Annotated in this window: 23 protein-coding genes; 16 read left to right on the top strand and 7 right to left on the bottom strand. The window is 62.9% G+C overall.

Annotated features, from left to right (window positions below; all coding sequences use genetic code 11):
- The first annotated feature begins 111 nt into the window (after positions 1 to 111).
- A complete protein-coding gene (gene chrA, locus ACCD03_RS08520; protein WP_413411301.1) occupies positions 112 to 1,347 on the top strand; it encodes a chromate efflux transporter in 1,236 nt (411 codons plus the stop codon).
- A gap of 50 nt (positions 1,348 to 1,397) precedes the next feature.
- Here chrA and dbpA read toward each other — a convergent pair whose 3' ends face one another.
- Both dbpA and ACCD03_RS08530 read right to left on the bottom strand, forming a co-directional pair.
- Positions 1,398 to 2,795: an ATP-dependent RNA helicase DbpA gene (gene dbpA, locus ACCD03_RS08525; RefSeq protein WP_413411302.1), complete on the bottom strand. Its 1,398-nt coding sequence runs from the start codon at positions 2,793 to 2,795 to the stop codon at positions 1,398 to 1,400.
- 14 nt (positions 2,796 to 2,809) lie between these two features.
- The gene (locus ACCD03_RS08530) at positions 2,810 to 2,995 is read right to left on the bottom strand and encodes a hypothetical protein (RefSeq protein WP_024978748.1); all 186 of its coding nucleotides are present in this window, start codon (positions 2,993 to 2,995) and stop codon (positions 2,810 to 2,812) included.
- Between the two features lie 495 nt (positions 2,996 to 3,490).
- Here ACCD03_RS08530 and ACCD03_RS08535 point away from each other — a divergent pair, with 495 nt between their 5' ends.
- Genes ACCD03_RS08535 through ACCD03_RS08570 form a run of 8 tightly spaced genes read left to right on the top strand, consistent with a single transcriptional unit; the run spans position 3,491 to position 14,915 of the window.
- Positions 3,491 to 5,239, top strand: coding sequence for a PHA/PHB synthase family protein (locus ACCD03_RS08535; protein WP_413411303.1), 1,749 nt, complete (start codon positions 3,491 to 3,493; stop codon positions 5,237 to 5,239).
- Between the two features lie 51 nt (positions 5,240 to 5,290).
- The gene (locus ACCD03_RS08540) at positions 5,291 to 6,754 is read left to right on the top strand and encodes an efflux transporter outer membrane subunit (protein WP_045204037.1); all 1,464 of its coding nucleotides are present in this window, start codon (positions 5,291 to 5,293) and stop codon (positions 6,752 to 6,754) included.
- The gene (locus tag ACCD03_RS08545) at positions 6,751 to 7,824 is read left to right on the top strand and encodes an HlyD family secretion protein (protein WP_316674447.1); all 1,074 of its coding nucleotides are present in this window, start codon (positions 6,751 to 6,753) and stop codon (positions 7,822 to 7,824) included. Before ACCD03_RS08540 ends, ACCD03_RS08545 begins: the two co-directional genes overlap by 4 nt.
- Entirely contained in the window at positions 7,788 to 10,604 is a 2,817-nt protein-coding gene (gene rbbA, locus ACCD03_RS08550) for a ribosome-associated ATPase/putative transporter RbbA (RefSeq protein WP_413411304.1), read from the top strand. The genes ACCD03_RS08545 and rbbA overlap by 37 nt, the downstream gene beginning before the upstream one ends.
- Before the next feature lie 12 nt (positions 10,605 to 10,616).
- The gene (locus tag ACCD03_RS08555; RefSeq protein WP_045203857.1) at positions 10,617 to 11,768 is read left to right on the top strand and encodes an ABC transporter permease; all 1,152 of its coding nucleotides are present in this window, start codon (positions 10,617 to 10,619) and stop codon (positions 11,766 to 11,768) included.
- Positions 11,769 to 11,778: 10 nt separating this feature from the next.
- On the top strand, positions 11,779 to 12,285 hold the full coding sequence (locus ACCD03_RS08560; protein WP_253534461.1) for a hypothetical protein: 507 nt from the start codon (positions 11,779 to 11,781) through the stop codon (positions 12,283 to 12,285).
- A gap of 9 nt (positions 12,286 to 12,294) precedes the next feature.
- Positions 12,295 to 13,740, top strand: a complete 1,446-nt coding sequence (locus ACCD03_RS08565) for a bifunctional enoyl-CoA hydratase/phosphate acetyltransferase (protein ID WP_316674436.1) — start codon at positions 12,295 to 12,297, stop codon at positions 13,738 to 13,740.
- Entirely contained in the window at positions 13,737 to 14,915 is a 1,179-nt protein-coding gene (locus tag ACCD03_RS08570; protein WP_413411305.1) for an acetate/propionate family kinase, read from the top strand. Before ACCD03_RS08565 ends, ACCD03_RS08570 begins: the two co-directional genes overlap by 4 nt.
- Positions 14,916 to 15,029: 114 nt before the next feature.
- Here ACCD03_RS08570 and ACCD03_RS08575 read toward each other — a convergent pair whose 3' ends face one another.
- The 3 genes from ACCD03_RS08575 to ACCD03_RS08585 all read right to left on the bottom strand — a co-directional run bounded on the left by ACCD03_RS08575 (position 15,030) and on the right by ACCD03_RS08585 (position 17,631).
- Positions 15,030 to 15,554 (bottom strand): hypothetical protein, encoded by a 525-nt coding sequence (locus ACCD03_RS08575; protein ID WP_045203861.1) that lies wholly within the window; start codon positions 15,552 to 15,554, stop codon positions 15,030 to 15,032.
- Between the two features lie 66 nt (positions 15,555 to 15,620).
- Positions 15,621 to 16,481 carry a sulfurtransferase gene (locus ACCD03_RS08580; RefSeq protein WP_045203862.1) on the bottom strand — a complete coding sequence of 287 codons (861 nt, stop codon included), beginning with the start codon at positions 16,479 to 16,481 and terminating at the stop codon, positions 15,621 to 15,623.
- Positions 16,482 to 16,770: 289 nt separating this feature from the next.
- Positions 16,771 to 17,631 carry an MBL fold metallo-hydrolase gene (locus tag ACCD03_RS08585; protein WP_413411306.1) on the bottom strand — a complete coding sequence of 287 codons (861 nt, stop codon included), beginning with the start codon at positions 17,629 to 17,631 and terminating at the stop codon, positions 16,771 to 16,773.
- Between the two features lie 82 nt (positions 17,632 to 17,713).
- On the opposite strand from ACCD03_RS08585, the gene ACCD03_RS08590 reads away from it, so the two are divergent.
- The 7 genes from ACCD03_RS08590 (at position 17,714) to ACCD03_RS08620 (ending at position 23,507) form a co-directional block, all read left to right on the top strand.
- Complete coding sequence (locus ACCD03_RS08590) at positions 17,714 to 18,052, top strand: ArsR/SmtB family transcription factor (protein WP_045203864.1); 339 nt, start codon at positions 17,714 to 17,716, stop codon at positions 18,050 to 18,052.
- Positions 18,046 to 18,480, top strand: a complete 435-nt coding sequence (locus tag ACCD03_RS08595) for a YeeE/YedE family protein (protein ID WP_045203865.1) — start codon at positions 18,046 to 18,048, stop codon at positions 18,478 to 18,480. Before ACCD03_RS08590 ends, ACCD03_RS08595 begins: the two co-directional genes overlap by 7 nt.
- Before the next feature lies 1 nt (position 18,481).
- On the top strand, positions 18,482 to 18,913 hold the full coding sequence (locus tag ACCD03_RS08600) for a YeeE/YedE family protein (protein WP_253534457.1): 432 nt from the start codon (positions 18,482 to 18,484) through the stop codon (positions 18,911 to 18,913).
- A gap of 18 nt (positions 18,914 to 18,931) precedes the next feature.
- A complete protein-coding gene (locus tag ACCD03_RS08605) occupies positions 18,932 to 19,750 on the top strand; it encodes a sulfite exporter TauE/SafE family protein (RefSeq protein ID WP_045203867.1) in 819 nt (272 codons plus the stop codon).
- Positions 19,751 to 19,931: 181 nt separating this feature from the next.
- Positions 19,932 to 20,624 carry a c-type cytochrome gene (locus tag ACCD03_RS08610; protein WP_413411307.1) on the top strand — a complete coding sequence of 231 codons (693 nt, stop codon included), beginning with the start codon at positions 19,932 to 19,934 and terminating at the stop codon, positions 20,622 to 20,624.
- Positions 20,625 to 20,808: 184 nt separating this feature from the next.
- Positions 20,809 to 21,012, top strand: coding sequence for a DUF2892 domain-containing protein (locus tag ACCD03_RS08615; RefSeq protein ID WP_045203868.1), 204 nt, complete (start codon positions 20,809 to 20,811; stop codon positions 21,010 to 21,012).
- Positions 21,013 to 21,689: 677 nt separating this feature from the next.
- Positions 21,690 to 23,507: an adenosylcobalamin-dependent ribonucleoside-diphosphate reductase gene (locus ACCD03_RS08620; protein WP_413411357.1), complete on the top strand. Its 1,818-nt coding sequence runs from the start codon at positions 21,690 to 21,692 to the stop codon at positions 23,505 to 23,507.
- A 206-nt stretch (positions 23,508 to 23,713) separates the two neighbouring features.
- Here the strand turns inward: ACCD03_RS08620 and ACCD03_RS08625 are convergent, their stop codons facing one another.
- Together ACCD03_RS08625 and ACCD03_RS08630 are read right to left on the bottom strand one after the other, a co-directional pair.
- Positions 23,714 to 23,974 carry an acyl carrier protein gene (locus tag ACCD03_RS08625; protein WP_413411308.1) on the bottom strand — a complete coding sequence of 87 codons (261 nt, stop codon included), beginning with the start codon at positions 23,972 to 23,974 and terminating at the stop codon, positions 23,714 to 23,716.
- Positions 23,971 to 25,098 carry a dihydrolipoamide acetyltransferase family protein gene (locus ACCD03_RS08630; RefSeq protein WP_413411309.1) on the bottom strand — a complete coding sequence of 376 codons (1,128 nt, stop codon included), beginning with the start codon at positions 25,096 to 25,098 and terminating at the stop codon, positions 23,971 to 23,973. The genes ACCD03_RS08625 and ACCD03_RS08630 overlap by 4 nt, the downstream gene beginning before the upstream one ends.
- Between the last annotated feature and the right edge of the window lie 2 nt (positions 25,099 to 25,100).

Genomic DNA, 25,100 nt, shown 5'->3' on the forward strand with positions numbered 1-25,100 from the left:
GACGGTGACGGTGACGGTGACGGCGATGCCTATCCTGCCACTTTAGTTGCCTTCTATGCCACGGCGGCAATGTTCTAATACGCGCTTCCCAAACGTCGATCTCGCCCGCAAATGACCGCATCCGCCACACCGTCCCGCACACATCAAGCGGGCTCTGCCATGGAAGTGCTGGCGGTCTTTCTCAAGCTGGGTCTCACCAGTTTCGGTGGGCCGGTCGCACATATCGGCTACTTCCGGCGCGAGTTCGTGGAGCGCCGCCGCTGGCTGGACGACGCAACATTCACCGACCTTGTCGGGCTTTGCCAGTTTCTGCCTGGGCCTGCCAGCAGCCAGGTGGGGTTTTCCGTCGGGCTGCTTCGGGCGGGATGGCGCGGTGGGTTGGCGGCATGGTGCGGCTTTACGCTGCCTTCCGTCTTGCTGCTGCTGGTCTTTGCGATGCTCGCGCCGAGCTTGGGCGGCCCGATTGGCGCGGGCCTGATCCACGGTTTGAAGCTGGTTGCCGTTGCGGTGGTGGCGCAGGCCGTGTGGGACATGGCGCGCAAGCTCTGTCCTGACTGGCAGCGCGCAGGTATCGCGCTGATCAGCATCGCCGTGCTCAGCGCGTTGACGACCGTTTACGCGCAACTTGTCGTGATCGTGCTTGGCGCCGTACTGGGGCTGATGTTATGCCGATCGTCCCGTCCGGCGAGTGGTGCTCCGAGGGCGGAGCAGGGGGCTGCATTCCGCGTGTCTCACGTGGCGAGCATCGTCAGTCTGGTACTCTTCTGCGCGCTGCTGTTCGGGCTTCCGGTTATTGCAGGTCTTCATCCATGGATGCCCGCCAAGGTGTTCGACGCGTTCTATCGTTCGGGCGCGTTGGTTTTCGGGGGCGGGCACGTCGTGCTTCCGCTGCTGGAGCATCAGACGGTCGCGACGGGTTGGGTCACGTCGAACGATTTCTTGGCAGGCTACGGCGCCGCGCAGGCCGTGCCCGGGCCGTTGTTCACCTTCGCCGCTTTCCTTGGCTGGACGATCGGACCGGGGCTGAATCACTGGGCCGGGGCTGCGCTTGCCACGGTGGGCATTTTTCTGCCGGGCCTGCTGCTGGTCATCGCGGCGCTGCCTTACTGGCAGGCGTTGCGCGCGCGTCCTTCCATGGCGGCGCTGCTGGCGGGTGTGAATGCCGCAGTCGTTGGATTGCTGGCTTTTGCCCTTTACACACCCGTCTGGACGAGCGCCGTGCGGTCATGGAGCGACTTTGCCGTCGCGGCGATTGCGTTCCTGCTGCTGACGCGATGGAAAACGCCACCGCTGATTGTGGTGGCGTTTTGTGCGGCGGCGGGCGTTGCCGCTGCCATGCTGGGTTGAATCGCGCTCTTCCTACGAGCGGCAACCGGTAACTGCGCAGGGGCAGGGGGTCATTCGTCCATGAGCCGAACCCTGACCTTCTTGCCCTTCAGCGTGCCGCCGTTGAGCTTGCGCAGCGCCTCGCGTGCGATGCCGCGGTCGACCGCAACGTAGGTCGAGAATTCGGTCACGTTGATCTTGCCGATCTGGTCGCCCCGAAAGCCGGCGTCGCCTGTCAGGGCACCGAGCACATCGCCGGGGCGGATCTTCTCCTTGCGTCCGCCGAGAATCTGTAGCGTTTCCATTGGCGGCAGCAGCGGTGCGTCATTGCCGGTATCAAGCTCGTCGAGCTTGTGCCATTCGACCTCGCGCCCGAGGGCCTGCTCGATGTTGCCGACACGGCCCATTTCGTCCATGCTCGCGAGGCTCAACGCCCAGCCGTTCTCATCGGCACGGCCCGTGCGGCCAATGCGATGCACGTGCACTTCGGGGTCGGGCGTCACGTCAACGTTGATCACCGCTTCGAGCTGCGCAATGTCGAGCCCGCGCGCGGCAACGTCCGTTGCCACGAGCACCGAGCAACTGCGGTTCGCGAACTGGATCAATACCTGATCGCGCTCGCGCTGTTCGAGTTCGCCATGCAGCGCCAGCGCGTGGATGCCCTGAGCGCGCAGCACGTCGAGCAGGTCACGGCATTGCTGCTTGGTGTTGCAGAACGCGAGCGTGCTCACCGGCCGATAGTGCTTGAGCAGCAGCCCGACCGCATGCAGCCGCTTGTTGTCGGGCACCTCGTAGAAGCGCTGGCGAATCTTGCTGTCGTCGTGGCGCTCTTCGAGCTTCACCTCTTTTGGATTGCGCAGAATGCGCTGGCTCAGCTTCGCAATACCTTCCGGGTAGGTCGCCGAGAACAGCAGCGTCTGTCGATCAGGCGGGCATTGGCGCACGACCGTCGCGATGTCATCGAAGAAGCCCATGTCGAGCATGCGGTCTGCTTCGTCAAGTACGAGCGTCTTCAGTGCGCCGAGCGCAAGATTGCCGCGTTCCAGATGGTCCATGATGCGCCCCGGCGTGCCGACGATGACGTGCGCGCCATGTTCGAGGCTCGCCGCCTGCGGGCGCATCGGTGTGCCGCCGCAGAGCGTCAGTACCTTTACGTTTTCTTCGGCGCGTGCCAGGCGGCGGATTTCCTGCGCAACCTGATCGGCAAGCTCGCGCGTCGGGCAGAGCACCATCGCCTGCACGTCGAAGCTGCGCGCGTCGAGCCGTGCGAGCAGTGCCAGCGCAAACGCTGCCGTTTTGCCGCTGCCCGTCTTTGCCTGCGCGATCAGATCGTGGCCCGCAAGCGCGATGGGCAGGCTTGCAGCCTGGATCGGCGTCATGTCGGTGTAGCCGAGCTGCGCAAGGTTCGCGAGCACGGCCGGGGCGAGCGCTAGGGTGGTGAAGGGCGTGGCGGTTGGTTCGATGGTCATGTCGTTGCGTTGGATCACTTGAGCGGCTTGCCTTCGATTTGCTTGTAGATGACCCGGCCGTCTTTGGTTTCGACGCGTTTGAGATAGTTGCGCGCGCCGCATAGCGCACAGCGGAACAGCGGCCCTTGGCCCTCATCCTTGATGACGACGTCGGACAGCTCCCACTGCGTGCCGCAGCTCTGGTTGATGCAAGTGAACACGGTTTTCTCTAAATGGATTGTTCGTTGCGCCTCGATGACGAGGCAGGTGGGCCGGGGCCGCGAGCGCGCCGATGTCAATCCGGATCAATATCTCAACCACAAATGGCGTTGCCGAGCCGTTCGTAGGAAATTGCGCCGCCCTTTGGCTATTTTGGCCTGACAGGTGGGAAAGTCATCTCGTCTCGCGACGCCCGCGCCATGCGCCCAATGCATCCTGTTGGTGCAACAGATTTGCGGCTACAACGTTGAGAGCGATGGAAATGTGGGGCCGATCTTGCAGATCGTCACGTTTTCCCCGCCGGACTCTAACACACCCATTTAGGCTCGTAAGGCGCGGGCGAAGCCTCTGTGACGACTGGCAGGAAACTGCAGATGTCATTTCTTTGACACTGTCTAGAGTCCGCGCTCTTGTCCCGGTTTGAGGTGCGTCAAGTCTGGTCGGTAGCCGCTGGCATCTAATGGATCGCATATTGGCAATCGTTTGACGCCCCAACTATGCGCACCGCCCCCGTGCCGTCTTCATCGACTGCAGAACAGATCGATCTGCCGTTTCACGCTGCTCTTGCCCGCACATCGAATTCGCTGTCCCTCGCATCAATGCAACTAGCGTTGCTTGATTGGGCGCTGCATCTTGCCGTCTCGCCTGGGAAGCGGCTGGATCTGTGCCGCCTGGCGCTGACGCAGGCCGAACAACTCGAGCGTTACATCCGGGACTGTATGGCGTCCGGCCCTCAGGACGTGTGCCTTTGCGTCCAGCCGCCGGCCCGCGACCGTCGTTTCTCGGCTGACGAGTGGCGCCTGTGGCCGTTCAACGTATTGCACCAGTCCTTCCTGTTGACCGAACAATGGTGGGAGGCGGCCACGCGCGGCGTGTGGGGGGTCGCCAAACATCATGAGGACGTGGTTGCCTTTGCTGCGCGTCAATGGCTCGACATGATGTCACCGGGCAACCAACTGGCAACCAACCCGATTGTCCTGCGCCGGACCTTTGAGCAGCACGGCACCAATCTCGTGCGTGGCGCACTGAATGCGCTTGATGATCTGGAGCGCTCGATGAGCGGCGCGCCAGCCGCCGGCACTGAACGCTTTGCGGTGGGCCGCGACGTTGCCATCACGCCCGGCAAGGTGGTCCTGCGCAACCGCCTGATCGAGCTGATCCAGTACGCGCCGACCACGAGCAAGGTCCAGGCCGAGCCCATCCTGATCGTGCCGGCATGGATCATGAAGTACTACATCCTGGATCTGTCGCCGCAGAACTCGCTGATCCGCTATCTGGTAGAGCAGGGCCATACCGTGTTCTGCATCTCCTGGAAAAATCCCGACGAGGCCGATCGCGGTCTCGACATGGATGACTACCTCAAGCTCGGTGTCTTTGCCGCGCTCGATGCCGTCAATGCCATCGTGCCGGGCCAGCGCGTCCACGCCACCGGTTACTGCCTCGGGGGCACGCTATTGGCCATTGCCGCGGCTGCCATGGCGCGCGATGGCGATGCGCGGCTGGCGTCGATGACGCTCTTTGCCGCGCAGACAGATTTTTGCGAACCGGGCGAACTCGGCCTGTTCATCGACGAGGCACAGGTCGGTCTACTGGAAGCGCAGATGGAGCAGACCGGCTATCTGCGCGCGAGCCAGATGGCCGGAGCCTTCCAGATGCTGCGCTCGTACGACTTGCTGTGGTCGAGGGTGGTGGGTGAATACCTGCTGGGCGATCGTGCACCCATGAACGATCTGATGGCCTGGAACGCCGATGCCACGCGCATGCCCGCGCGGATGCACAGCCAGTATCTGCGGCATCTGTTTCTGAACGACGACCTGAGCGAGGGCCGCTACCCCGTCAACGGCAAGCCGGTGGCCCTTAACGACATCGACCTGCCGATCTTCGTGGTGGGCACGTTGACCGACCACGTGGCGCCATGGCGCTCGGTCTACAAGCTGCATCACTTGACCGAGTCGGAGCTGACGTTCGTGTTGACAAGCGGCGGTCATAACGCCGGCATCGTCAGCCCGCCGGCCAACTCGCATCGGCGGTTCCAGATGCAGACACGCCACGTCGGCGAGACATCAGCGGCGCCAGATGACTGGCTGGCATCGGCCCCCACCACCGACGGTTCATGGTGGCCAGCATGGCAAGCATGGCTGGTCGCGCATGCATCGGGCGCCACAGCGGTCAAACCGCCGAAGATGGGCGTACCCGGACTGCCGCCACTGGCCGATGCGCCCGGCACCTACGTGCTGGAGAAATAGATGCGTGTGGAGAAACAACGCCGGGCATGCGGCAGGTACGCCGGCACGCGTATGGTCGCCATGGTGGCCTCTGCCACTGCGCTGGCCCTGTCGGCTTGCATCTCGATGGCGCCGCCTTACGAGGCACCTGCCTTGCCCGTGGCTCAGCACTACGACGCCGACGATGGCCGCGCTGGCCTGTCAGCCTCCGCCACCGGCTGGCAGGCGTACTTTACGGACAAGCGCCTGCAGGCGTTGATCGCTCAGGCGCTGGAGAATAACCGCGACCTGCGCACCGCCGTGCTGCGGGTGGAAGAGGCGCGTGCTGCGTTTGGTATCCAGCGGGCGGAGATATTTCCGCACCTCGACGCGCAGGCCGGCATCAGCCGCCTGAGCATTCCGGCGGACTTGAGCCCATTCGGCACGCCCATGCGTGTCACTCAGTACCAGGTGGGCGCCGGGGTCTCCAGTTGGGAGATCGATTTCTGGGGGCGCGTACGCAACCTCAACGACGCCGCACTGGAAAGTTATGTGGCTTCCGACGCCGCGCGCCGTGCGGTAGCGCTTGGGCTGATCGCGCAGGTGGCCGACAGCTACCTGGTGCTGCGTGAACTGGACGAGCGCATCGCGCTGGCGCAGCAAACCGTGGACAGCCGAACCGAGACACTGCGCATTTTCTCGCGCCGCGTGGCAGTGGGCGCGACTTCACGATTGAACCAAACGCAGGTCGAGACCCTGCTGACCCAGGCGCAGGCGCTGTTGACGCAATTGCAGCAGGCGCGCGACGCGCAGGCGCACGGCCTGGCCTTGCTTGTCGGCAAGCCGATCGACTTGCCACCGGTTTCTGAGCCACTTGACGAGCACCGCATGCTGGCCGAGCTACGCGCGGGCCTGCCTTCCGACCTGCTGACGCAGCGCCCGGACATTGTGGCCGCGGAGCACCGCCTGCGTGCCGCGCACGCCAGCATCGGTGCGGCACGGGCGGCGTTTTTCCCCCGCGTGGCCCTGACCGGCGCTTACGGCACGATCAGCCCGGAACTGGGCAATCTGTTTGCGCCCGGTACGCGCGCCTGGGTTTTTGCACCCAGCATCAGCCTCCCGCTGTTTGAAGGCGGCAAGCTGCGCAGCAACCTTGACTTGGCAGAAGCCCGCCGAGACCTAGCCGTGGCTGCCTACGAGAAGACAGTGCAGAGCGCTTTCCGCGACGTGTCCGACGCGCTGTCCGCACGCAAGTGGGTGGCCGAACAGCTCGACATTGCGAAGGCCGCGCTAGCAGCGCAGACCGAACGCGCTCGGCTGTCACAACTGCGTTTCGACGCCGGCGCATCGACATTCCTCGAGGTGCTTGACGCCCAGCGCGATTTGCTTGCCGCTCAGCAGCAACTGGTGCAGGTGCGCCGCGCGCTTCTGTCGAGCCGCGTTGGCCTGTATGCGGCGCTGGGCGGCGGCACGCAAGCTGTCGAATCCGCACCCGATCCGCAACCCCATCTGAGCCCGACGCCGCCACCGCGCGTATCGGGCGAACCAACACCATGACCACGACTCCCCGACAACGATGGATTGCGCTGCTCGCTGCCGCCTTGGTGGTCGCCGGTGGGGCGTTCGCATGGAAGGCCTTGCGGCAAGACGGGCCCGGAAAGGGCTTTGTGAGCGGCAACGGCCGGATCGAGGCCACCGAAATCGACGTAGCCACCAAGCTTCCCGGCCGCGTGCAAGACATCCTTGTGGATGAGGGCGACTTCGTGCGGGCCGGCCAGCCGCTTGCGCACATGCAGGTGCAGACGTTGGAGGCGCAGCGCGACGAAGCTCAGGCGCGGCAGCAGCAATCGGTTTCTGCCGTGGCAAGTGCACAGGCCCAGGTGGCTGTACGAGAGGCTGACCGGCAGGCCGCACTGGCGCAGATCGCCCTGCGTGAGAGCGATCTGGATGCCGCGCAACGGCGGTTGACACGGTCCGAGACGCTGTCGAACGAAGGGGCCTCGTCGATGCAGGAGCTGGACGACGACCGCGCCCGGGTGCGCAGCGCCAAGGCCGCGCTTGTGGCGGCCCGCGCGCAAGCCGAGGCGGCGCAGGCCGCCGTATTGGCCGCCCGTACGCAGGTGGCCGGCGCCGGTGCCACCGTCAAGGCGGCCGACGCAACCGTACTGCGCATCAAGGCGGATATCGATGACAGCGCCTTGACGGCCCCGCGCGACGCCCGCGTGCAATACCGCATCGCCCAGCCCGGTGAGGTTCTGGCCGGTGGCGGGCGCCTGCTCAATCTCGTGGATCTTTCCGACGTCTACATGACCTTCTTCGTGCCGGAGACGGACGCAGGCCGCATTGCCATGGGCAGCGAAGTGCGTATCGTGCTCGACGCTGCGCCGCAATTCGTGATTCCGGCGCGCGTGTCCTTTGTGGCCAGCACTGCGCAATTCACCCCCAAGACCGTGGAGACGGCCAGCGAGCGCCAGAAGCTGATGTTCCGCGTCAAGGCCCAGATCGATCGCGATCTGCTGCGCAAACACCTGAAGCTGGTGAAGACTGGCCTGCCCGGCATGGCGTGGCTCAAGCTCGACGGGCAAGCCGAATGGCCGGCCGGCTTGGCGATCAAGGTTCCGCAGTGACCACCTCTGCCGACCCATCTGCGTTACATGACGGGCGCCTTGCGCCGCCGGTGGCGAGCCTGGCCGGCGTGAGCCTGCGCTATCGCAAGACGCTGGCGCTGGATGGCGTCACGCTCGACTTGCCCGCCGGGTGCATGGTCGGACTGATCGGCCCGGACGGCGTGGGCAAGTCCAGCCTGTTGTCATTGGTGGCCGGCGCGCGTGCCCTGCAGGACGGCGCAGTGCATGTGCTGGGCAGCGACATGGCCGATCGCCGTGCGCGCGCCGCGGTCGGTCCACGCATTGCTTACATGCCGCAAGGGTTGGGCCGCAATCTGTACCCCACGCTGTCGATCGAGGAGAACCTGCAGTTCTTCGGCCGGCTGTTCGGCCACGATGCGGCGGAGCGCCGACACCGCATTGATGCGCTCACGTCCAGCACCGGCCTGCGGGCGTTTCTCTCACGCCCAGCCGGCAAGCTGTCGGGCGGCATGAAACAGAAGCTGGCCTTGTGCTGCGCGCTGATCCACGACCCGGATCTTCTGATCCTGGACGAGCCGACCACGGGCGTTGACCCGCTCTCGCGCACGCAGTTCTGGGACTTGATTGCCGATATTCGCGCTGCGCGCCCCGGCATGAGCGTGATCGTGGCCACGGCTTACATGGAAGAGGCTGAGCGCTTCGACTGGCTGGTCGCCATGGATGCGGGGCAGGTGCTTGCCACCGGCACGCCGGCCGAACTGCGCAGCCGTGCCGGTACCGATTCGCTTGAAGCCGCTTTCATTGCGCTCCTGCCGCTCACGCGCCGGCAGGGTCATCAAGCCGTGGTGGTGCCACCCCTGGTGGCCGGTGCAGAAGACGATGTGGCCGTGCAGGCGAGCGGCCTGACCATGCGCTTTGGCGACTTTGTGGCGGTCGACCACGTCGACTTCCGAATCCGTCGTGGAGAGATCTTCGGCTTTCTCGGCTCGAACGGCTGCGGCAAGTCGACCACCATGAAGATGCTCACCGGCCTGCTGCCTGCCAGCGAGGGCCAAGCGTGGTTGTTTGGTCACCCGATCGATCCGAAGGACATCGACACACGCCGGCGCGTGGGCTACATGTCGCAGGCGTTCTCTCTGTATGGCGAGCTGACCGTGCGCCAGAACCTTGTGCTGCATGCGCGCCTGTTCCTGGTGCCTGAGCCGGAGGTGCAGTCGCGTGCGGCCGAGATGCTGACCCGTTTCGGGCTGCAAGAGGTGTCCGACAGCCTGCCCCAGAGCTTGCCGCTGGGCATGCGGCAGCGGCTGTCGCTGGCCGTGGCGATGGTTCACAAGCCTGAGCTGTTGATCCTGGATGAGCCAACTTCCGGTGTGGACCCGGTCGCGCGCGATATGTTCTGGCGCCTGATGATCGACCTCGCCCGGCGGGATCGCGTGACCATCTTCATCTCCACGCACTTCATGAACGAGGCCGAGCGATGCGACCGCATCTCGCTCATGCATGCCGGCCGCGTGCTGGTGAGCGATGCGCCCGCGGCGCTGGTGCGTGCTCGCGGCACACAGACGCTGGAGCAGGCGTTCGTTGCCTATCTGCAGGAGGCCGCCGAAGCGTCTGAGGGCACCGCCAAGATTGCCGCGCCGCTGCCCGTACGCACGGCTGCCGCCAGCGCGCCTAGCGGCATGCCCGCGCGCCGCCGCTTCAGTCTTGCTCGAGCACTGAGCTATTCGCAGCGTGAGGCGCTGGAGCTGCGCCGCGACCGCGTGCGCGCCACGCTGGCGCTGCTGGGTACGGCCATTCTGATGTTCATCATCGGATACGGCATCAGCCTGGATGTGGAGAACCTGACGTACGCCGTGCTGGATCGCGACCAGACCGTGCTTTCGCACGACTACACGCTCAACCTGGCGGGCTCGCGTTATTTCATCGAAAAACCCCCGATTCGTGACTACGCTGAGTTGGACCGCCGCATGCGCAACGGCGAGTTGTCGCTGGCGATTGAAATCCCGCCGGGCTTTGCACGCGACATTGAACGCGGCGCGACCGTACAGATCGGCGCCTGGGTGGATGGTGCAATGCCCACCCGCGCAGAAACTGTTCGCGGTTACGTGCAGGCCATCCACCAGCTCTGGCTCGCGGATGCGGCTGTACACCGGCTGGGTGTGCGTCTTGCGACACCCAGCAGCGTCGAAACGCGCTATCGCTACAACCCCGACGTGAAAAGCCTGCCTGCCATGGTGCCCGCCGTGATTCCGATGCTGCTGATGATGATTCCCGCGATGCTGGCGGCGTTGTCGGTGGTGCGTGAAAAGGAGCTGGGCTCCATCATCAATTTCTACGTGACACCGGTCACCCGTGCGGAGTTTGTGCTCGGCAAGCAGGCGCCGTATATCGTGCTGGCCATGCTGAACTTCTTCTTGCTGGCGCTGCTGGCGGTGACGGTGTTCGGTGTGCCGATCAAGGGCAGCTTTGCAACGCTCGCGCTGGGGGCGCTGATCTTCGTGACGTGTTCGACGGGTTTTGGGCTGTTTGCGTCCACCTTCACGCAAAGCCAGATCGCGGCCATGTTCGTCACCATGATCGGCACAATCATTCCTTGTGTGCAGTTTGCCGGATTGCTCAATCCGGTGTCGTCGCTGGAAGGGGCGGGGGCCTTGATCGGACGCGTGTATCCGGCCACGCATTTCCTGACCATCAGCCGGGGCGTGTTCAGCAAGGCGCTGGATATGGGTGCGTTGGGCAGCGCCTTCTGGCCACTCCTGGCGGCGGTGCCGTTCATCCTGGGCGCCACCTTGCTGATGCTGCGCAAGCAGGAAAGGTAGGAGAGCCACATCATGCCGAGCCTTCCGATCGATCGCCGCACCGCTCGCCTGAACAACATCTTCCGTCTTGGCATCAAGGAATTACGAAGCCTGGCGCGCGACCCGATGATGCTGGTGCTCATCGTCTATACCTTCACGGTGTCGATCTACGTGGCGGCGACTGCCATGCCGGCGAGCCTGCACAATGCCTCGATCGCCATCGTCGATGAAGACAGCTCACCGCTGTCGGCGCGCATTGTCTCGAGCTTCTATCCACCGCATTTCCGCACGCCGGCGCTGATCCCGCTCACCGAGGTGGACCCAGGCATGGACAGCGGCCGCTACACGTTCGTACTCGACATCCCGCCCAACTTCCAGCGCGATGTGCTGGCGGGCCGCGCACCGTCCATCCAGCTCAACATCGACGCCACGCGCATGAGCCAGGCCTTTACCGGCAACGGCTACATCCAGCAGATCGTCTCAGGCGAGGTGAATACGTTCCTGCAGCGCCACCGCGCCGCGCCAGCCACGCCGGTCGACCTGGTGCTGCGCACGCGCTTCAACCCGAACCTTGAGCAGACGTGGTTCGGCTCGTTGATGGAAATCATCAACAACGTGACCATGCTCTCGATCATCCTGACCGGCGCCGCACTCATCCGCGAGCGCGAGCACGGCACGATCGAGCACCTGCTGGTGATGCCTGTCACGCCATTCGAGATCATGGTGTCCAAGGTCTGGTCGATGGGGCTGGTGGTGGTGGTGGCCGCGCTTGTTGCACTGGTGTGCGTGGTGCAGGGCGCGCTGCATGTACCGATCGAAGGCTCGATTCTGCTGTTCATGCTGGTGGCTACGCTGCATCTGTTTGCCACGACCTCCATGGGGATTTTTCTTGCGACGGTGGCGCGCTCCATGCCGCAGTTCGGCATGCTGTTGGTTCTGGTGTTGCTGCCGCTGCAGTTGCTATCGGGCGGGACCACCCCGCGCGAGAGCATGCCCAGCGTCGTGCAGGACATCATGTTCGCCGCGCCAACCACGCACTTTGTGTCGGCTTCGCAAGCCATTCTCTATCGGGGTGCGGGGCTCGAGGTCGTGTGGCCGCAGTGTCTGGCCATCTGCGTAATCGGGACCGTGCTGTTTCTCGCATCATTGACGCGCTTTCGCCAAACCATCAGCCAGATGGCTTAAAGGAGCCAACATGGATACACCCGCCAACGTGCCTCTCGCGCTCCAAAAGGCGCAAGTCAAGTTCGCGCTGCAGACGTTGGGTCTGCTCAAGGCAACACGGCAGCGCTGGTATGAACTGGGCGCCGAGCTGCTGGCGCAAGACGTTGCTCGCACCGAGTCTGCGCTGGCCGATCTGCAAGGCGTCGAAGACTGGAACGCCTTTGCAGCGCTGCTGCCCAACGCATTCTGGCAGACCAGCCAGCGCACCATGAATGTGCTGCAAGGCGTGCTGCAGACGGCCATCTCTAACCAATCGAGCTTCGTGGCGGATTACCAGCGGGTCATGCTGGAATGGCAGCAGGCTTCCGTACGGGCATTGAGCACGGCAGGCAATGCCATGCCGGTCAATACGGCCCTGCAGGGCATGCTGTCGGCGTGGGGCGTGCCGGGCGATGCATTGCTCCGCTCCGCACCCGAACGGTCAACTCCTGTACGTGCGCCCGGCAAGGGCAACGGTCAACTCCACCAAGCTTCCTGACGAGCACACATGGGCCCCGATCATCTGTCTGCACCGCCGGTGCTGCTGCCGGGTGGCGATCTGAGCGTGGTGCGCAATCGCACCTTTGACGAGATTGCCATTGGCGACACGGCTGCCATTCTGCGCACGCTCACGGCGGAGGACATCCAGCTCTTTGCTGTGTTGTCTGGGGACGTCAACCCGCAGCACCTGGATCCGGAGTTTGCGGCGTCCACGCGTTTTCATGGTGTGATTGCCCACGGCATGCTGGGCGGCGCGCTTATCTCCGCTTTGCTTGGCACGCGTTTGCCGGGGCCGGGAACGATCTACCTTGGGCAGACGCTGCAATTCCTCGCACCGGTGCGCGTGGGCGACACCTTGACCATTCGCGTGACTGTGGTCAGCAAGGAGGAGGAAAGAAAGCGGATCAAGCTGGCATGCACGTGTACAAACGACCGCGGCACGGTGGCCATCACGGGCGAGGCTGAGGTCATCGCGCCCACCGAGCGGATCGAGCGTCCGCGGACCACACTGCCGGACGTGCGCATCACCACCGGCAGTGATGGGATCCACCGCTTGCTCGACCATGTACGGCCTCTTGGTGCGATCCGCATGGCGGTCGTCCACCCGTGCGACGCGCTGAGCCTGTCCGCCGTGATGGACGCGCACGCTGAAGGTCTGATCGTGCCTTGCCTTGTTGCACCGTACGCCAAGCTGATGCGCGTAGCCGCCGAAGCCGGCCTTGACCTCAAGGGCATCGAGATCGAAGACGTGCCGCACAGCAGCGCCGCCGCCACCCGCGCAGTGGAGCTTGTCACGCAGGGCAGGGCAGAGGCGCTGATGAAGGGCAGCCTGCATACCGACGAGTTGATGGCGGCGGTGGTGCGCGAGGAGGCAGGGCTGCGTACCAAACGTCGGATCAGCCATTGTTTTCTGATGCAGTCGCCAGCGTATCCGCGCCCGTTTATCGTGACGGATGCCGCCATCAACATCGCGCCGACCCTGGATCAAAAGGCGGACATCGTCCGCAACGCCATCGATCTGGCGCATGCGATTGGCGTTGAACGGCCGCGGGTGGCGATCCTGGCGGCGATCGAGACTGTGAACCCGCGCATGCCCGCCACGCTTGATGCGGCCGCACTGTGCAAGATGGCCGACCGCGGTCAGATCGAGGGCGGTGTGCTGGACGGGCCGCTGGCTTTCGACAACGCGGTATCTGCCGCTGCAGCGCGTATCAAGGGCATTGTTTCGGAAGTCGCTGGTCAGGCCGATGTGCTGGTTGTGCCCGATCTGGAAAGCGGCAACATGCTCGCCAAACAGCTGGAATACCTGGGCGGCGCTGCCAGCGCAGGCATTGTGCTCGGCGCCCGCGTACCCATTGTGTTGACCAGCCGTGCCGACTCGCGCGAGTCGCGTATCGCGTCGTGTGCCGTTGCCACCTTGCTGGCTCACCGTTACCGCAACTTACCGCCATGAACGATTGCATCGTCGTACTGAATTGCGGCTCGTCGAGCATCAAGTTTGCGTTGTTCGATGCCATCCTGGATCCATTGCCGCGCGCACCCATGTGGAGCGGCAAAGTGGAGGGCATCGGCACCGAGCACCCCGTGGCGACAGAGGCAGGCGCGCCAACACAATCGCTAGAGCTTGACAGTGCGCAGCCATATCACGCCGCGCTCTTAAACATTCGCCAGCGTGTCGAGCACAGGCTGGACGGCCGCCGGCTGATGGCCGTGGCGCACCGGGTGGTGCATGGCGGCTCCAAATACTTCGCCCCGGTACGCGTGAGCGCCGATGTGTTGTCCGATCTACGCAGCTACATTCCGCTGGCGCCGCTGCATCAGCCGTTTGCCCTGGAGGCCATCGAGGCGCTTCTGTCAGACTTGCCTGATGTGCCGCAAGTCGCGTGCTTCGATACCGCTTTCCACCGCACGCTGTCACAGGTCGAGACGATGCTGCCGCTGCCTTATACGGCGTGGGAGCGCGGTCTGCGGCGCTATGGCTTTCATGGGTTGTCGTACGAATACATGTCGATCGCTTTGCCGGAACGGCATGGCGATATCGCACTCGGGCGAACCATCGTCGCGCACCTGGGAAGCGGCGCCAGCCTATGTGCAATGCACGGGCTGAAGAGCGTAGCCACAACCATGGGGTTTTCCGCCCTCGATGGCCTGATGATGGGGACGCGATGCGGCGCGCTTGATCCGGGTGCGGTGCTCTACATGATGGAGACGGAGCATCTTTCCCCAGCACAGGTCGGGCACGTGCTGTATCACGAATCGGGTCTGCTTGGGGTGTCAGGGCTGTCTTCCGACCCGCGCGAGCTGATTGCGCGAGAGGCTGACAACCCGCGTGCGCAGGCAGCGCTCGCGCTCTACGTGCGCCGGATCGTCCGTGAGATCGGTGCCCTGGTGGCCGTGCTGGGTGGCCTGGATTTCTTGGTCTTCACGGCGGGTATTGGCGAACACAATGCCGTGCTGCGCGAACGCGTTGTGGGCGCACTTGGCTATTTGGGTGCCGACCTGGATGACGAGGCCAACCAAGCGCATGCGGCGATCATTTCCAGTTCAGCGAGTCGGATTCGCGTAGCAGTGGAGCCTACAAACGAGGAGTGGGTGGCAGCACGGCATGCGGTTCAGTGCAATCGATGATCATGAGGCTTCTTGGCGAAACCGCTGATCGGCTCGGCAGACGGTTGCGCAACCTCGGGCTACATCGCCCCATGTCCACTTGGCTTAGTGGACATGGGCTTGCAGAAATCAGCATTACCGTGGCATCTGCCTCCACATCTGATGGTTCAGCATCATCTGCTCCATCATCTCGTAGTGAAGGTCCATGTACTGGTCCGACATGTACTGGCGTTCCTTCATCTGCTCGGGCGTGAGGTGCGAGTAGTAGCCTCCCATCCCTCGCCACCCCATCATCGGGCCGCCGCCCATCATGTGGCCGCCGCGCATTCCACGGCCACCCATCATTCCAGGACCGCCCATCATTCCCGGGCCCCACAGCTCGCGCATCATGCCCATCGTGCTCTGCATCGTTGCCCAATGTTCATCGAGCAGTTTCTGGCGCTCTTTCGGATCCTGGGTCTGACGGGCCTTGTCCATTTCTTCCTGCATCTTCTTCATATTCTCTCGAACAGCCGCCGTCTTTTTGTCGAACTCAGCCACGTTCGTTTGCGTCTGCGCGGTTTGACTGCCCTTGTTCGCGGGAGTGGTCTGTTGAGCAAGGACGGGCGCGCTGGAAATGGCCACACATGAAAGCATGGTCAGCAACACTGCTTTTTTCATCACGTATCTCCTGAAGCGAAATATGAAGGCCAATCTGAGTGGGGTGGCGTGCGATGGCGGTGGCTCTCAATAGGGCAATCCTTCTTCGATCGGAAGGGAAGGGTCCCGGGACCACTCGTTCCAGGAACCGAGATATAGCCGCACGTTCTTGATGCCGGCTTCCTCCAGCGCGACGAACGTCGTGGATGCGCGCGCGCCTTTGAAGCAGAAAACAATGACGGGGGTTTCCTGACGAATCCCGACGGTCGCGCATTCGGCAAGAATCTCCGCCGGCGACTTGAACATCTGCCCAGTGGGGGTCGGCTTCATCATGCGATACCACTCAAGCCAGACCGAGCCTGGAATACGGCCTTTTCGCGGGCAGAAGTCCTTGCCGTAGGGCGATGAGCTCTCGCCAATCCACTCGTCCACGTCCCGTACATCGAGCTTTACGACATGCGGGTCCGCGACTGCCTCCTTCATCTCGTCAAGGTCGACGAGGATGCGGCTTCCTTGCGTTGCCAGAGGAAAGTCGGCGGGCTTCGGGGCCGGCACGTCTGTCGTGCTTGGTAGCGCCGCCGCGCGCCATGCGCTGAAGCCACCGTGGAGCACCTTGATCTTGTCTCTGGGATAACCGAGGTAGCGGAGCAGAACGTAGCCCCGACAAGACTGCCCAAAGCCGGTCGTCATCGATTGCTCATAGACAACAGCTGTTTCCTTCCCGGACAAACCAGCCTTGCCAAAGGCTTCGCTAAATGCCTGCCGCAATGCCGCCACGCCTTGCGGCGTTGACGTCGCCAAATAAGTAAAGATTTCATGGATATTGACCGCGCCAGGCAAATGCGCTTCGGCAAAACCGGCCGCGTCCCGGGTATCGATGAGTACGAGGGGCTCGGTTTTCATCATCTCCGCCAACTCGACAGGAGACATGAGAACTCTTTCGTGCATGGCCGACCTCATCGTGTGATGGACAAAGGCGTTTCGGCGCAGGCAATCTTCAAACAAGCGCCTGAAGAAAATGTAGGCACTGTGGCGAAGTCGATATTGATGCCCGTCAACCGGGCGCGCGGGTGCAACGCGCCACGTTGCGCATCATGCCAATGGTCAAGCCGACAAGCAGCCACCTGCAGCGCCGCAGGTGGCTGACCAAAGTTTGCGCGGGAGCGGAATTGCCCCTTCTTTTAACCCCCCGGACTGCCTGCCAACTGCCGCGCAGATGGGCGCGCGCGATGTGGCCTCAGAGGGCGTTAAGCGGGATTTTCAGGTAGCGAACGCCGTTCTCTTCGGGCGGCGGCAGCTCTCCAGCACGGATGTTGATCTGCACTGAAGGCAGAATCAGCGTCGGCATCGCCAGCGTCGCATCGCGGGCCTGTCGCATGGCGACAAACTGCGCCTCGGTCACGCCGTCGTGCACATGGATATTGCGATTGCGTTCGTCACGCACCGTCGTCTCCCAGGCCGGCCCCCGTCCTTCGGGCGGGTAGTCGTGACACATGAAGAGCCGGGTCTCGCCCGGCAAGTCCAGCAGCTTACGGATGGAGTGAAACAGCTCGTGTGCATTGCCACCCGGGAAGTCGCAGCGCGCGGTGCCAACGTCCGGCATGAACAGCGTGTCGCCGACGAAGACCGCATCCTCGAATTGGTACGCCATGTCGGCAGGCGTGTGACCTGGCACGTGAATCGCCTTGCCGGTCAACCCGCCGACGGAGAACGTCGCGCCGTCTTCAAACAGATGATCGAACTGTGACCCGTCTGGCTGGAACTCCGGCTCCAGATTAAAGAGCTGTTTGAACACGGCCTGCACGCCGCGGATGTTTTGGCCGATGCCGATGCGGCCACCCAGATGACGCTTGAGATAGGGCGCGGCGGAAAGGTGGTCTGCGTGCGCATGCGTCTCAAGAATCCATTCGACGCGCAACGCACGCGCGCGTACAAACGCGATGACCCGGTCGGCGCTGGCCGTCGACGTCCGGCCCGACTTTGGGTCGTAATCCAGGACCGAGTCGATGATCGCGCACTCGGAGCGCGCTTCCTGATGAACCACGTAGGTCACTGTCCAGGTTGCCGGGTCAAAGAACGGTTGAATGATCGGTTGCATGGGGCCTCCTATGGCGCACATCAATCTACTGGAAAATAATATATTTTTTTATATACTATGCGCATGGAAACCGAAAGCTCATATGGACAACGATCAAGTTGCTATTGACCTCGTCAGCATGCAAGCCGCCGCAACGAACGCGTGCGCCTTGCTCAAGGTGCTCGCCAATCCTGACCGACTGCTGCTGATGTGTCAGTTGTCGCAAGAGGAGTTGTCCGTGGGCGCACTGGAGGAGCGGCTGGGCATCCGGCAGCCGACGCTGTCGCAACAGCTGGGCATCCTGCGCGAGAACGGCTTGGTGGCGTCACGTCGTGATGGGAAGAACATCTTTTATTCGGTCGAAAGTGGGCCGGCGCTCGCAGTCATGACTGTCCTTTACGAACAGTTCTGCGCCGACGGCAAAGGGGAAAAGACATGCTGATTGACATTACAAACTTCACGCCTGGCCTTTCGCTGGCCGGCGGACTGATCATCGGTGCGGCGGCGGCCGTGCTGGTGCTGTTCAACGGCCGTATCGCAGGCATCAGCGGCATCCTGGGCGGCTTATTGGGCCTGCCACGCACCGATATGGTCTGGCGCGTGACTTTCCTTGTCGGTCTGATCGGTGCCCCGGTCATTGCGACTTTGCTCGGCAGGCCGCCCGTTGCAGAAATCCAGGCCGGCTGGAGTGAAATCCTGGTCGCCGGCTTTCTGGTGGGCCTGGGCACGCGCTACGCCAGCGGTTGCACAAGCGGCCACGGGGTGTGCGGTATCTCGCGCGGCTCCGTTCGCTCCCTGGTTGCGACCTCGACCTTCATGGCGGCTGGCTTCCTGACCGTCTTCGTGCAACGGCATCTGATTGGAGGCTGACATGGCTGCCATTACCGCACTGCTCGCTGGCTTGCTGTTCGGCCTGGGCTTAATGATTTCCGGGATGGCCAATCCGGCCAAGGTGCAGGGCTTTCTCGACCTGGCAGGCCGGTGGGACCCTTCTCTTGCTTTCGTGATGATCGGCGCGATTGCCGTTGGCTCACTCGCGTTCTTCTTTGCCAAACGCCGCAAGCGTTCGTTCCTCGGATTGTCCATGCAGCTGCCAGCAAGCACGGTCGTGACATTGCGGCTGGTGTTGGGCAGCGCCTCGTTTGGTATCGGCTGGGGCTTGGCAGGCTTCTGCCCGGGCCCCGCGCTCGTGGCCCTGGGTGCGGGCTATCCGAAAGCGATTGGCTTCGTAGCCGCCATGGTGGCGGGCATGGTTGTCTTCGAGGTCTTTGAGCGAATGAAATCCAGCGCACAACACGCATAAGCAGGCGACGGGGAGTCAATGGAAAACATCGTTGTAAGCAGCGCCGCACTTGGCGCTGTGGTCGGCCTCATCCTGGCGTTGACTGGTGCAGGTGGCGCGATCCTCGCGGTTCCGCTTCTACTGTTCGTCCTGCGCCTCAATGTTGCAGAGGCCGCGCCGGTCGCCCTGCTTGCAGTGGGCCTGTCTGCGGCCGTTGGAGCTGCCATCGGCCTGCGGGCGGGCATCGTGCGCTACCGCGCCGCTATGCTGATGGCCTTGGCCGGTACGGTCTTCTCACCCGCCGGCTTGTGGCTTGCGCACCGTCTTCCGAACGGACCGCTGACGCTGCTCTTCGCTGCCGTGCTGGCCTTTGTTGCGCTGCGCATGTTCAAGCAGGCTAGCGCGAGTGCTCCACACAAAGCGGAACCCGAGCAGCACCCGCAACCGTGTCAACTGGATAACCAGACCGGCCGCTTTGTCTGGACTGCTTCCTGCACCCGCGCGCTCGCGCTTTCGGGCATTGGCGCTGGCTTTCTCTCGGGCCTGCTGGGGGTGGGTGGGGGCTTCGTCATCGTTCCCGCGCTCAAGAAAGCCACCAATGCCCCGGTGCACTCCATCGTGGCGACCTCTCTGGCAGTCATTACCTTGGTGTCCGCCTCAGGCGTCATCACAACTGCCTTGTCCGGGCGAATGAACTGGCAGATTGGCGTGCCTTTTGCCACGGGCGCCATGCTTGCCATGCTGGGTGGGCGGGTCGTGGCCGGTCGGTTGAGCGGCCACAGGCTTCAGCAGGGCTTCGCGTTCATCGCGGGTCTTATCGCCATCGGGATGGTGGCGAAGGTCGCGCTGGCAGCGTAAAGCCAAACACACAAACGTACCCAGGAAAGGTACGCCTCATACAAAGGAGACACTCTTGAATTCAATCAAATCGCGCACCCTGGTCGTAGCGCTTCTGGCGGCAACCAGCATGCCGGCGCTATCGCAACCTCAGACCGTCCCGATGCACGTGCCGGAAGAGTCGTCGATCCCACAGGGGCCCATGGGAGACGCCATCAAGCGCGGCAAGGAGCTGCTGACGGATACCCACAAACAGTTGCCCCGCAACGTGGGCAACGGCCTGAACTGCACGAGTTGTCATCTGAATGGCGGGACGACGGCCTACGCATCGCCTTGGATCGGGCTCACCGGAGCCTTTCCGGAGTACCGGTCTCGCAGCGGCAAAATCATCTCGCTCCAGGAGCGCATCAACGATTGCTTCCAGCGCTCGATGAACGGCAAACCGCTGCCCTTCGACTCGGCAGAGATGAACGCCATCATGGCCTATATGAAGTGGCTTTCCACAGGCGTGCCTACTGGCACCAATGTGGTCGGCCGGGGTTTCGAAAAGATTGACACCTCGCTTGTTCCAAACCGGGAGCACGGCAAATCAGTCTACGAAGCACAGTGCGCGTCCTGCCATGGGGCAGAGGGGCAGGGAACCAAGAATCCGCAAGGTGGCTACATCTTCCCGCCACTGTGGGGCAACGACTCGTTCAACGTGGGCGCGGGGATGGCCCGGCTGTACACCGCCGCTGCGTTCGTGAAGCACAACATGCCGCTTGGCCAGGGCGGCACGCTGTCAGCGCAGGATGCCGTGGATGTCGCCGCGTTCTTTACCCAGCAACCTCGCCCCGACTATGCGCCACGTGTCAACGACTGGCCCAAAGGTGACAGGCCGAAGGACGCACGCTAACGCGGGGCGGCCGGACGGCGAATCACTTAGCAAAGTGTTGCGCTACATCATGACCCCGCTTTTGACTTGAGTTAAAAATTTCTGCAAGGCGCATATAAGACGCCCAACCTCTGAACGGATTGCGCAGCACGTTCAGCCTTGGTGAAGAAGCCTGTGCAATCGTCGTTGAATGAAGGAGTCCGCCATGCAAGCAAATGTTGGAACGATCGACCGCGTAATTCGAATCGTTGTCGGGTTGGTCTTGATTGGTTTGGCCGCGACAGGGCGCGTTGGCGCCTGGGGCTGGATTGGCATCGTGCCACTCCTGACAGGCATCGTGCGTGTCTGCCCCGCCTACAGCATTCTGGGCGTGAAAACGTGCGCTGCGCCGAAGTCGGAAGCAAAGTGACGTCACTTCAGTTGGTCAGTTCTCCTGACCAACTGCTGTGGCCCCACTGAGCGACATTTCCCGAAGAGAGAGGCGTGAGCCGACGCCTTTGACTACCTCGCCGCCAGCGGGAATAGCGGCGTCTCAAGACTGGCAAGGTCACGGTTCTGACCAAGGGCTGGGCGTCACCCCCGTTGGCAGGCGAGGACAATGGTGTCGACGTCAGCATCGCCGTCAGCGATTTCAAGATCAGCAAGCCTGCTGGCAAGCGCTATTGAGAAAAGTCCGCCACTGACGAAGCGCGCTTGCGCTTTGATTGCCGTTTCAGGTGAGCGCTCTGTGCCGAGGCAAGCGTGCTCAGCCTTTGGCCGCTCCCGACTGATTCTCCAGTTCGCGCAAATTCTCCAGCGCGGCCTCCGCCATCTTGACTCGAAAGCGCCCGTTCTGGAGCTGGGTTCGAGAAAGAACTCGGCGACCGGGCTGGCGTCCCGCAAGGCGGCACAGGCATCGCCATAGTTGACCTGACGCCAGTTTCCGGATCGGCTTACCGCATCGCCTTGTTGGGGCGTTCGTGGTACTGCGGTTGGCTGCCTGAGCCCAAATTCAGCTTTCCGTGCCAGTGCATCGGCGTGATGCGGATCAACGCCCGCAGATTGGGGTTGGCTAGCATGACTTTATCCGTGCAATGGAGCATGCCGATGCGGGCAAAGAATTCGATGCCGAGAATGCCAGCATCGCCTCTTGGCGCCGCTGTGTTGGCGGATCGTTATCTCGCTCCAGGCGAGACAACATGCGAGGACATCTTCAAGCGCGTCGCGCGTGCCCTTGCCGCCGCGGAAGCTCCCGAGCTTCGCACGCGTTTTACTCGCTTGTTCTACTCCAACTTGCTGCAAGGCGCCATTGGCGCGGGTCGGATCATGGCGAACGCGGGAGGTGTGAAGTCGGGGACGATGGTGAATTGTTTTGTTCATCCTATCGCCATCAGCGGACAGCCCGTTGCAGACGCATCTGATATTGAACAGGCTTTGCAGAAGGCGCGCGTCACGCTGCAGATGGGTGGCGGGGTGGGCTACGATTTCTCGGTCATCGCCCCTGTCGATTCCGAGCGGGCAACATCAAACGGCGGGATGGGGAGCGTCTGTGCGGTCATCGATGCCTTCGATCGAACGTGTATGGCGCTGGCGCAAGGCGACACACGAGGAGGGGCGCAGATGGCCGTGCTGCGCTGTGACCATCCCGACCTCGCAGCTTTCGTCGCCGCCAAGCGCGGACGAAAGCGCTGGTCAACGTTCAACATATCGGTGGCTGTTACCGATGCTTTCATGCAAGCCGTTGCCGATGATGGATTGTGGCGGCTGCAACATCGCGCTGCGCCTAACGCTCGGCGGTTGGAAGAGGGCGCCCACGTGCTGCCTGACGGAAGCTGGTGCTACGCAGTCATACCCGCACGGCAACTCTGGGGCATGCTTGCGGAAGCGGCGCGCCATAGCGCAGAACCGGGCCTACTGTTCATCGACACCATCAACGCAGCCAACGACCTTGCCGGGATTGAAACCATCGCTGCGACCAACCCGTGTGGCGAGCAACCGTTGCCGCCATGGGGCGGTTGTGTGCTTGGCCCCATCGATCTGTCAAGGTGGGTGCGATGCCCCTTTGGCGCGGGCGGGCAACCCATGTTTGACTTCATCGGATTGGGCCGGGTAGTGCGCATTCAAGTCAGAATGCTCGACAACGCGATCGATGTCACTCGCTGGCCGTTGGCCGAGCATAGGCAGGAGGCCCATGCCAAGCGCAGGATCGGTGTAGGCGTGACCGGACTTGCCGATGCGCTGACAATGATGCGCCTGCGCTACGACGCTCCAGAGGCACGAAATATGGCATCGCAGATCGCGCGCTGCCTGCGCGACAACGCGTACGCAGCCTCTGCCGAACTTGCGCGCGAGCGCGGGCCGTATCCGCTGTTTCAGGCGGAGCGTAGCCTGGCATCCGGGCACTTCAGTGCTTCGCTACCACGGGCTGTGCGAGAAGCCATTGCAAAGCATGGTCTGCGCAATAGCCACCTGTTGTCTCTCGCACCCACCGGGAGCGTCAGTCTTGCGTTCGGAGACAACTGCTCCAGTGGCATCGAGCCAGCGTTCGACTGGGTGTATCAGCGTCGAGTGCGCATTCAGCATCGCGCACCACTGCTTTACGGTGTAGAGAACCGCGCCTATCGGAGTTTCCGTGCGCAGTATGGACAGCGTGCCATGTTGCCTAGCTACTTCGTCACCGCGAGGCAAGTCGATGGCTTTGACCATCTGCGCATGGTGGCGACACTGCAGCCGTTCGTTGATGCATCGATCTCCAAGACGGTCCTTGTCCCCAGTGACACATCCTGCGGCTATGTTGAATCGCTGCTCTTTCATGCGTGGCAGCTGCGGCTCAAGGGCATCACGATCTTCAGGCCGGGCGCAGGATCGGACGATGTGCTGTCCGCGTTGCCCATCGTTGATGGCCGACCCGCATGCTTCTGCTGAGCATGTCGATTCCGGGTCAAGCTAGGTTCGAGTCATCCTAACCGTGCAGAGCGCGCGTACATCCGCTCCGAACTGCCGCGCGACCCGGCGAACAGCGCAAACGGCTTGAGTGCAGACGGTTGGTGGCTGCTCAGGCTGGGTGCACGTTCGAGAAGTCAGGCGGAGCGGGCCCGTGGCGACGATGGCTACCGGCAAAAAAACGGGGGCTACCGGGGTTGAGTGGCGGCGCTCGCCTTGACGATATAGGCGACGACATCATCCAGCGTCACCAGGCGTGCATAGTCGGTTTCGGGAATCTCGACTTTCAGCTTGTCATGCAAGCCCAACAGGAAGTTGAGCCAATCCATTGAATCGAGGTCTACCTGTCTGCGCAAGGGCCGGTCGGCACGTAGCGTAGCGGCATCGATCTCGGGGGCGATTGCTCGCAGCGCCGAGATCACGATCGCACGGATGTCACCTTCGTTCATTGGTCCAGCGCCTCCGGGTGCTGCAGCTGTTCGCGTAGTTCCATGAGGAAGAGGGCGCCTCGGTGGCCATCAGAGACCCGATGATCCGCCGAGAGGCTTGCAGTAACGGCTGGCATGATCTTCAGCACGCCGTTCTCAGCCCATGGTTGCTCTGCGATGCGGCCGAAGCCGACCAACGCAACCTGTGGCGGATAGATGATGCCGAACACCTGTGCAACCCCCTGATCGCCGAGATTGGTTACGGTGATGGTGGGCGAAGATATCTCGGAACTTCTCAATGATCCGGCTCGGCAGCGCTTGACCAGATCCGAGAGTTCCTGCATCAACCGGGTGAGAGGTTTGGCATGCGCGTCCAATAACGCCGGGGCGATCAGTCCACCTTGCCTCAATGAGATTGCTACACCGATGTGTGCGGCCGTCGACGCTTCAAAGTTGCCGTCGCGAAAGACTCCGTTGAACTCCGGAAATTGCTTGAGCGAAAGCGCGACGGCCTTGATGAGAGCAACCGCAGGCAACAAACGTTCAGCCAATGGGCGCTTGGCATTCTCCACTGCAAGCCAATTCAGCACGGTTGCCATTGGGATCGTTTCTGCCACGTAGTAATGCGGTATTTCCTGCTTGGAGCGCGTCATTGCGCTGGCAATGGTCTTGCGGATGTCGGGTGATTTTCCGCCCGGCACTGCGGCGTTTGCCTGAGCAGCGTGCTCAATGTCGGCCAATGTGACGGCCCCGCCGTGACCCGTACCGACGATGGTGCTGCTATCGATACTGCGCTCGCGCGCGGCCCGACGTGCTGCGGGCGAGACCATGTGGCGGTGCTCTGGCCGAGGCGCGGAGGCCACAGCGTGCGCGATCCCATGCAAATGCGTGACGGTGCCTGGCGCTTCCCCCGGCTCCAGGAATGTCGCCATCAGCGTTCCAACCGGGGTCTTCATGCCTGGCTCGACCAGGAGCTCCGCGACGGTGCCGTCGTGCCAACTCTCGACGTCTATCGCGGCCTTGCTGGTATCCACCACGGCGATGATCTGGCCCTTCTTGACGACGTCACCGGGCTTGATCAGCCATTCCAGCAACGTCCCTTCGTCCATGTCAGCGCCCAGGGAGGGCAGCGTGAACTCGATCATGT

The organism is Ralstonia sp. Ralssp135 (assembly GCF_047304345.1).
Taxonomy (GTDB): Bacteria; Pseudomonadota; Gammaproteobacteria; order Burkholderiales; family Burkholderiaceae; genus Ralstonia; species Ralstonia chuxiongensis.

Excerpts from the sequence above, each read along its gene's own strand:
- chrA (WP_413411301.1), top strand. The coding sequence starts at position 112 with ATGACCGCATCCGCCACACCGTCCCGCACACATCAAGCGGGCTCTGCC.
- dbpA (WP_413411302.1), bottom strand. The coding sequence starts at position 2,795 with ATGACCATCGAACCAACCGCCACGCCCTTCACCACCCTAGCGCTCGCC.
- ACCD03_RS08535 (WP_413411303.1), top strand. The coding sequence starts at position 3,491 with ATGCGCACCGCCCCCGTGCCGTCTTCATCGACTGCAGAACAGATCGAT.
- ACCD03_RS08540 (WP_045204037.1), top strand. The coding sequence starts at position 5,291 with ATGGTCGCCATGGTGGCCTCTGCCACTGCGCTGGCCCTGTCGGCTTGC.
- ACCD03_RS08545 (WP_316674447.1), top strand. The coding sequence starts at position 6,751 with ATGACCACGACTCCCCGACAACGATGGATTGCGCTGCTCGCTGCCGCC.
- rbbA (WP_413411304.1), top strand. The coding sequence starts at position 7,788 with ATGGCCGGCCGGCTTGGCGATCAAGGTTCCGCAGTGACCACCTCTGCC.
- ACCD03_RS08555 (WP_045203857.1), top strand. The coding sequence starts at position 10,617 with ATGCCGAGCCTTCCGATCGATCGCCGCACCGCTCGCCTGAACAACATC.
- ACCD03_RS08560 (WP_253534461.1), top strand. The coding sequence starts at position 11,779 with ATGGATACACCCGCCAACGTGCCTCTCGCGCTCCAAAAGGCGCAAGTC.
- ACCD03_RS08565 (WP_316674436.1), top strand. The coding sequence starts at position 12,295 with ATGGGCCCCGATCATCTGTCTGCACCGCCGGTGCTGCTGCCGGGTGGC.
- ACCD03_RS08570 (WP_413411305.1), top strand. The coding sequence starts at position 13,737 with ATGAACGATTGCATCGTCGTACTGAATTGCGGCTCGTCGAGCATCAAG.
- ACCD03_RS08575 (WP_045203861.1), bottom strand. The coding sequence starts at position 15,554 with ATGAAAAAAGCAGTGTTGCTGACCATGCTTTCATGTGTGGCCATTTCC.
- ACCD03_RS08580 (WP_045203862.1), bottom strand. The coding sequence starts at position 16,481 with ATGCACGAAAGAGTTCTCATGTCTCCTGTCGAGTTGGCGGAGATGATG.
- ACCD03_RS08585 (WP_413411306.1), bottom strand. The coding sequence starts at position 17,631 with ATGCAACCGATCATTCAACCGTTCTTTGACCCGGCAACCTGGACAGTG.
- ACCD03_RS08590 (WP_045203864.1), top strand. The coding sequence starts at position 17,714 with ATGGACAACGATCAAGTTGCTATTGACCTCGTCAGCATGCAAGCCGCC.
- ACCD03_RS08595 (WP_045203865.1), top strand. The coding sequence starts at position 18,046 with ATGCTGATTGACATTACAAACTTCACGCCTGGCCTTTCGCTGGCCGGC.
- ACCD03_RS08600 (WP_253534457.1), top strand. The coding sequence starts at position 18,482 with ATGGCTGCCATTACCGCACTGCTCGCTGGCTTGCTGTTCGGCCTGGGC.
- ACCD03_RS08605 (WP_045203867.1), top strand. The coding sequence starts at position 18,932 with ATGGAAAACATCGTTGTAAGCAGCGCCGCACTTGGCGCTGTGGTCGGC.
- ACCD03_RS08610 (WP_413411307.1), top strand. The coding sequence starts at position 19,932 with ATGGGAGACGCCATCAAGCGCGGCAAGGAGCTGCTGACGGATACCCAC.
- ACCD03_RS08615 (WP_045203868.1), top strand. The coding sequence starts at position 20,809 with ATGCAAGCAAATGTTGGAACGATCGACCGCGTAATTCGAATCGTTGTC.
- ACCD03_RS08620 (WP_413411357.1), top strand. The coding sequence starts at position 21,690 with ATGCGGGCAAAGAATTCGATGCCGAGAATGCCAGCATCGCCTCTTGGC.
- ACCD03_RS08625 (WP_413411308.1), bottom strand. The coding sequence starts at position 23,974 with ATGAACGAAGGTGACATCCGTGCGATCGTGATCTCGGCGCTGCGAGCA.
- ACCD03_RS08630 (WP_413411309.1), bottom strand. The coding sequence starts at position 25,098 with ATGATCGAGTTCACGCTGCCCTCCCTGGGCGCTGACATGGACGAAGGG.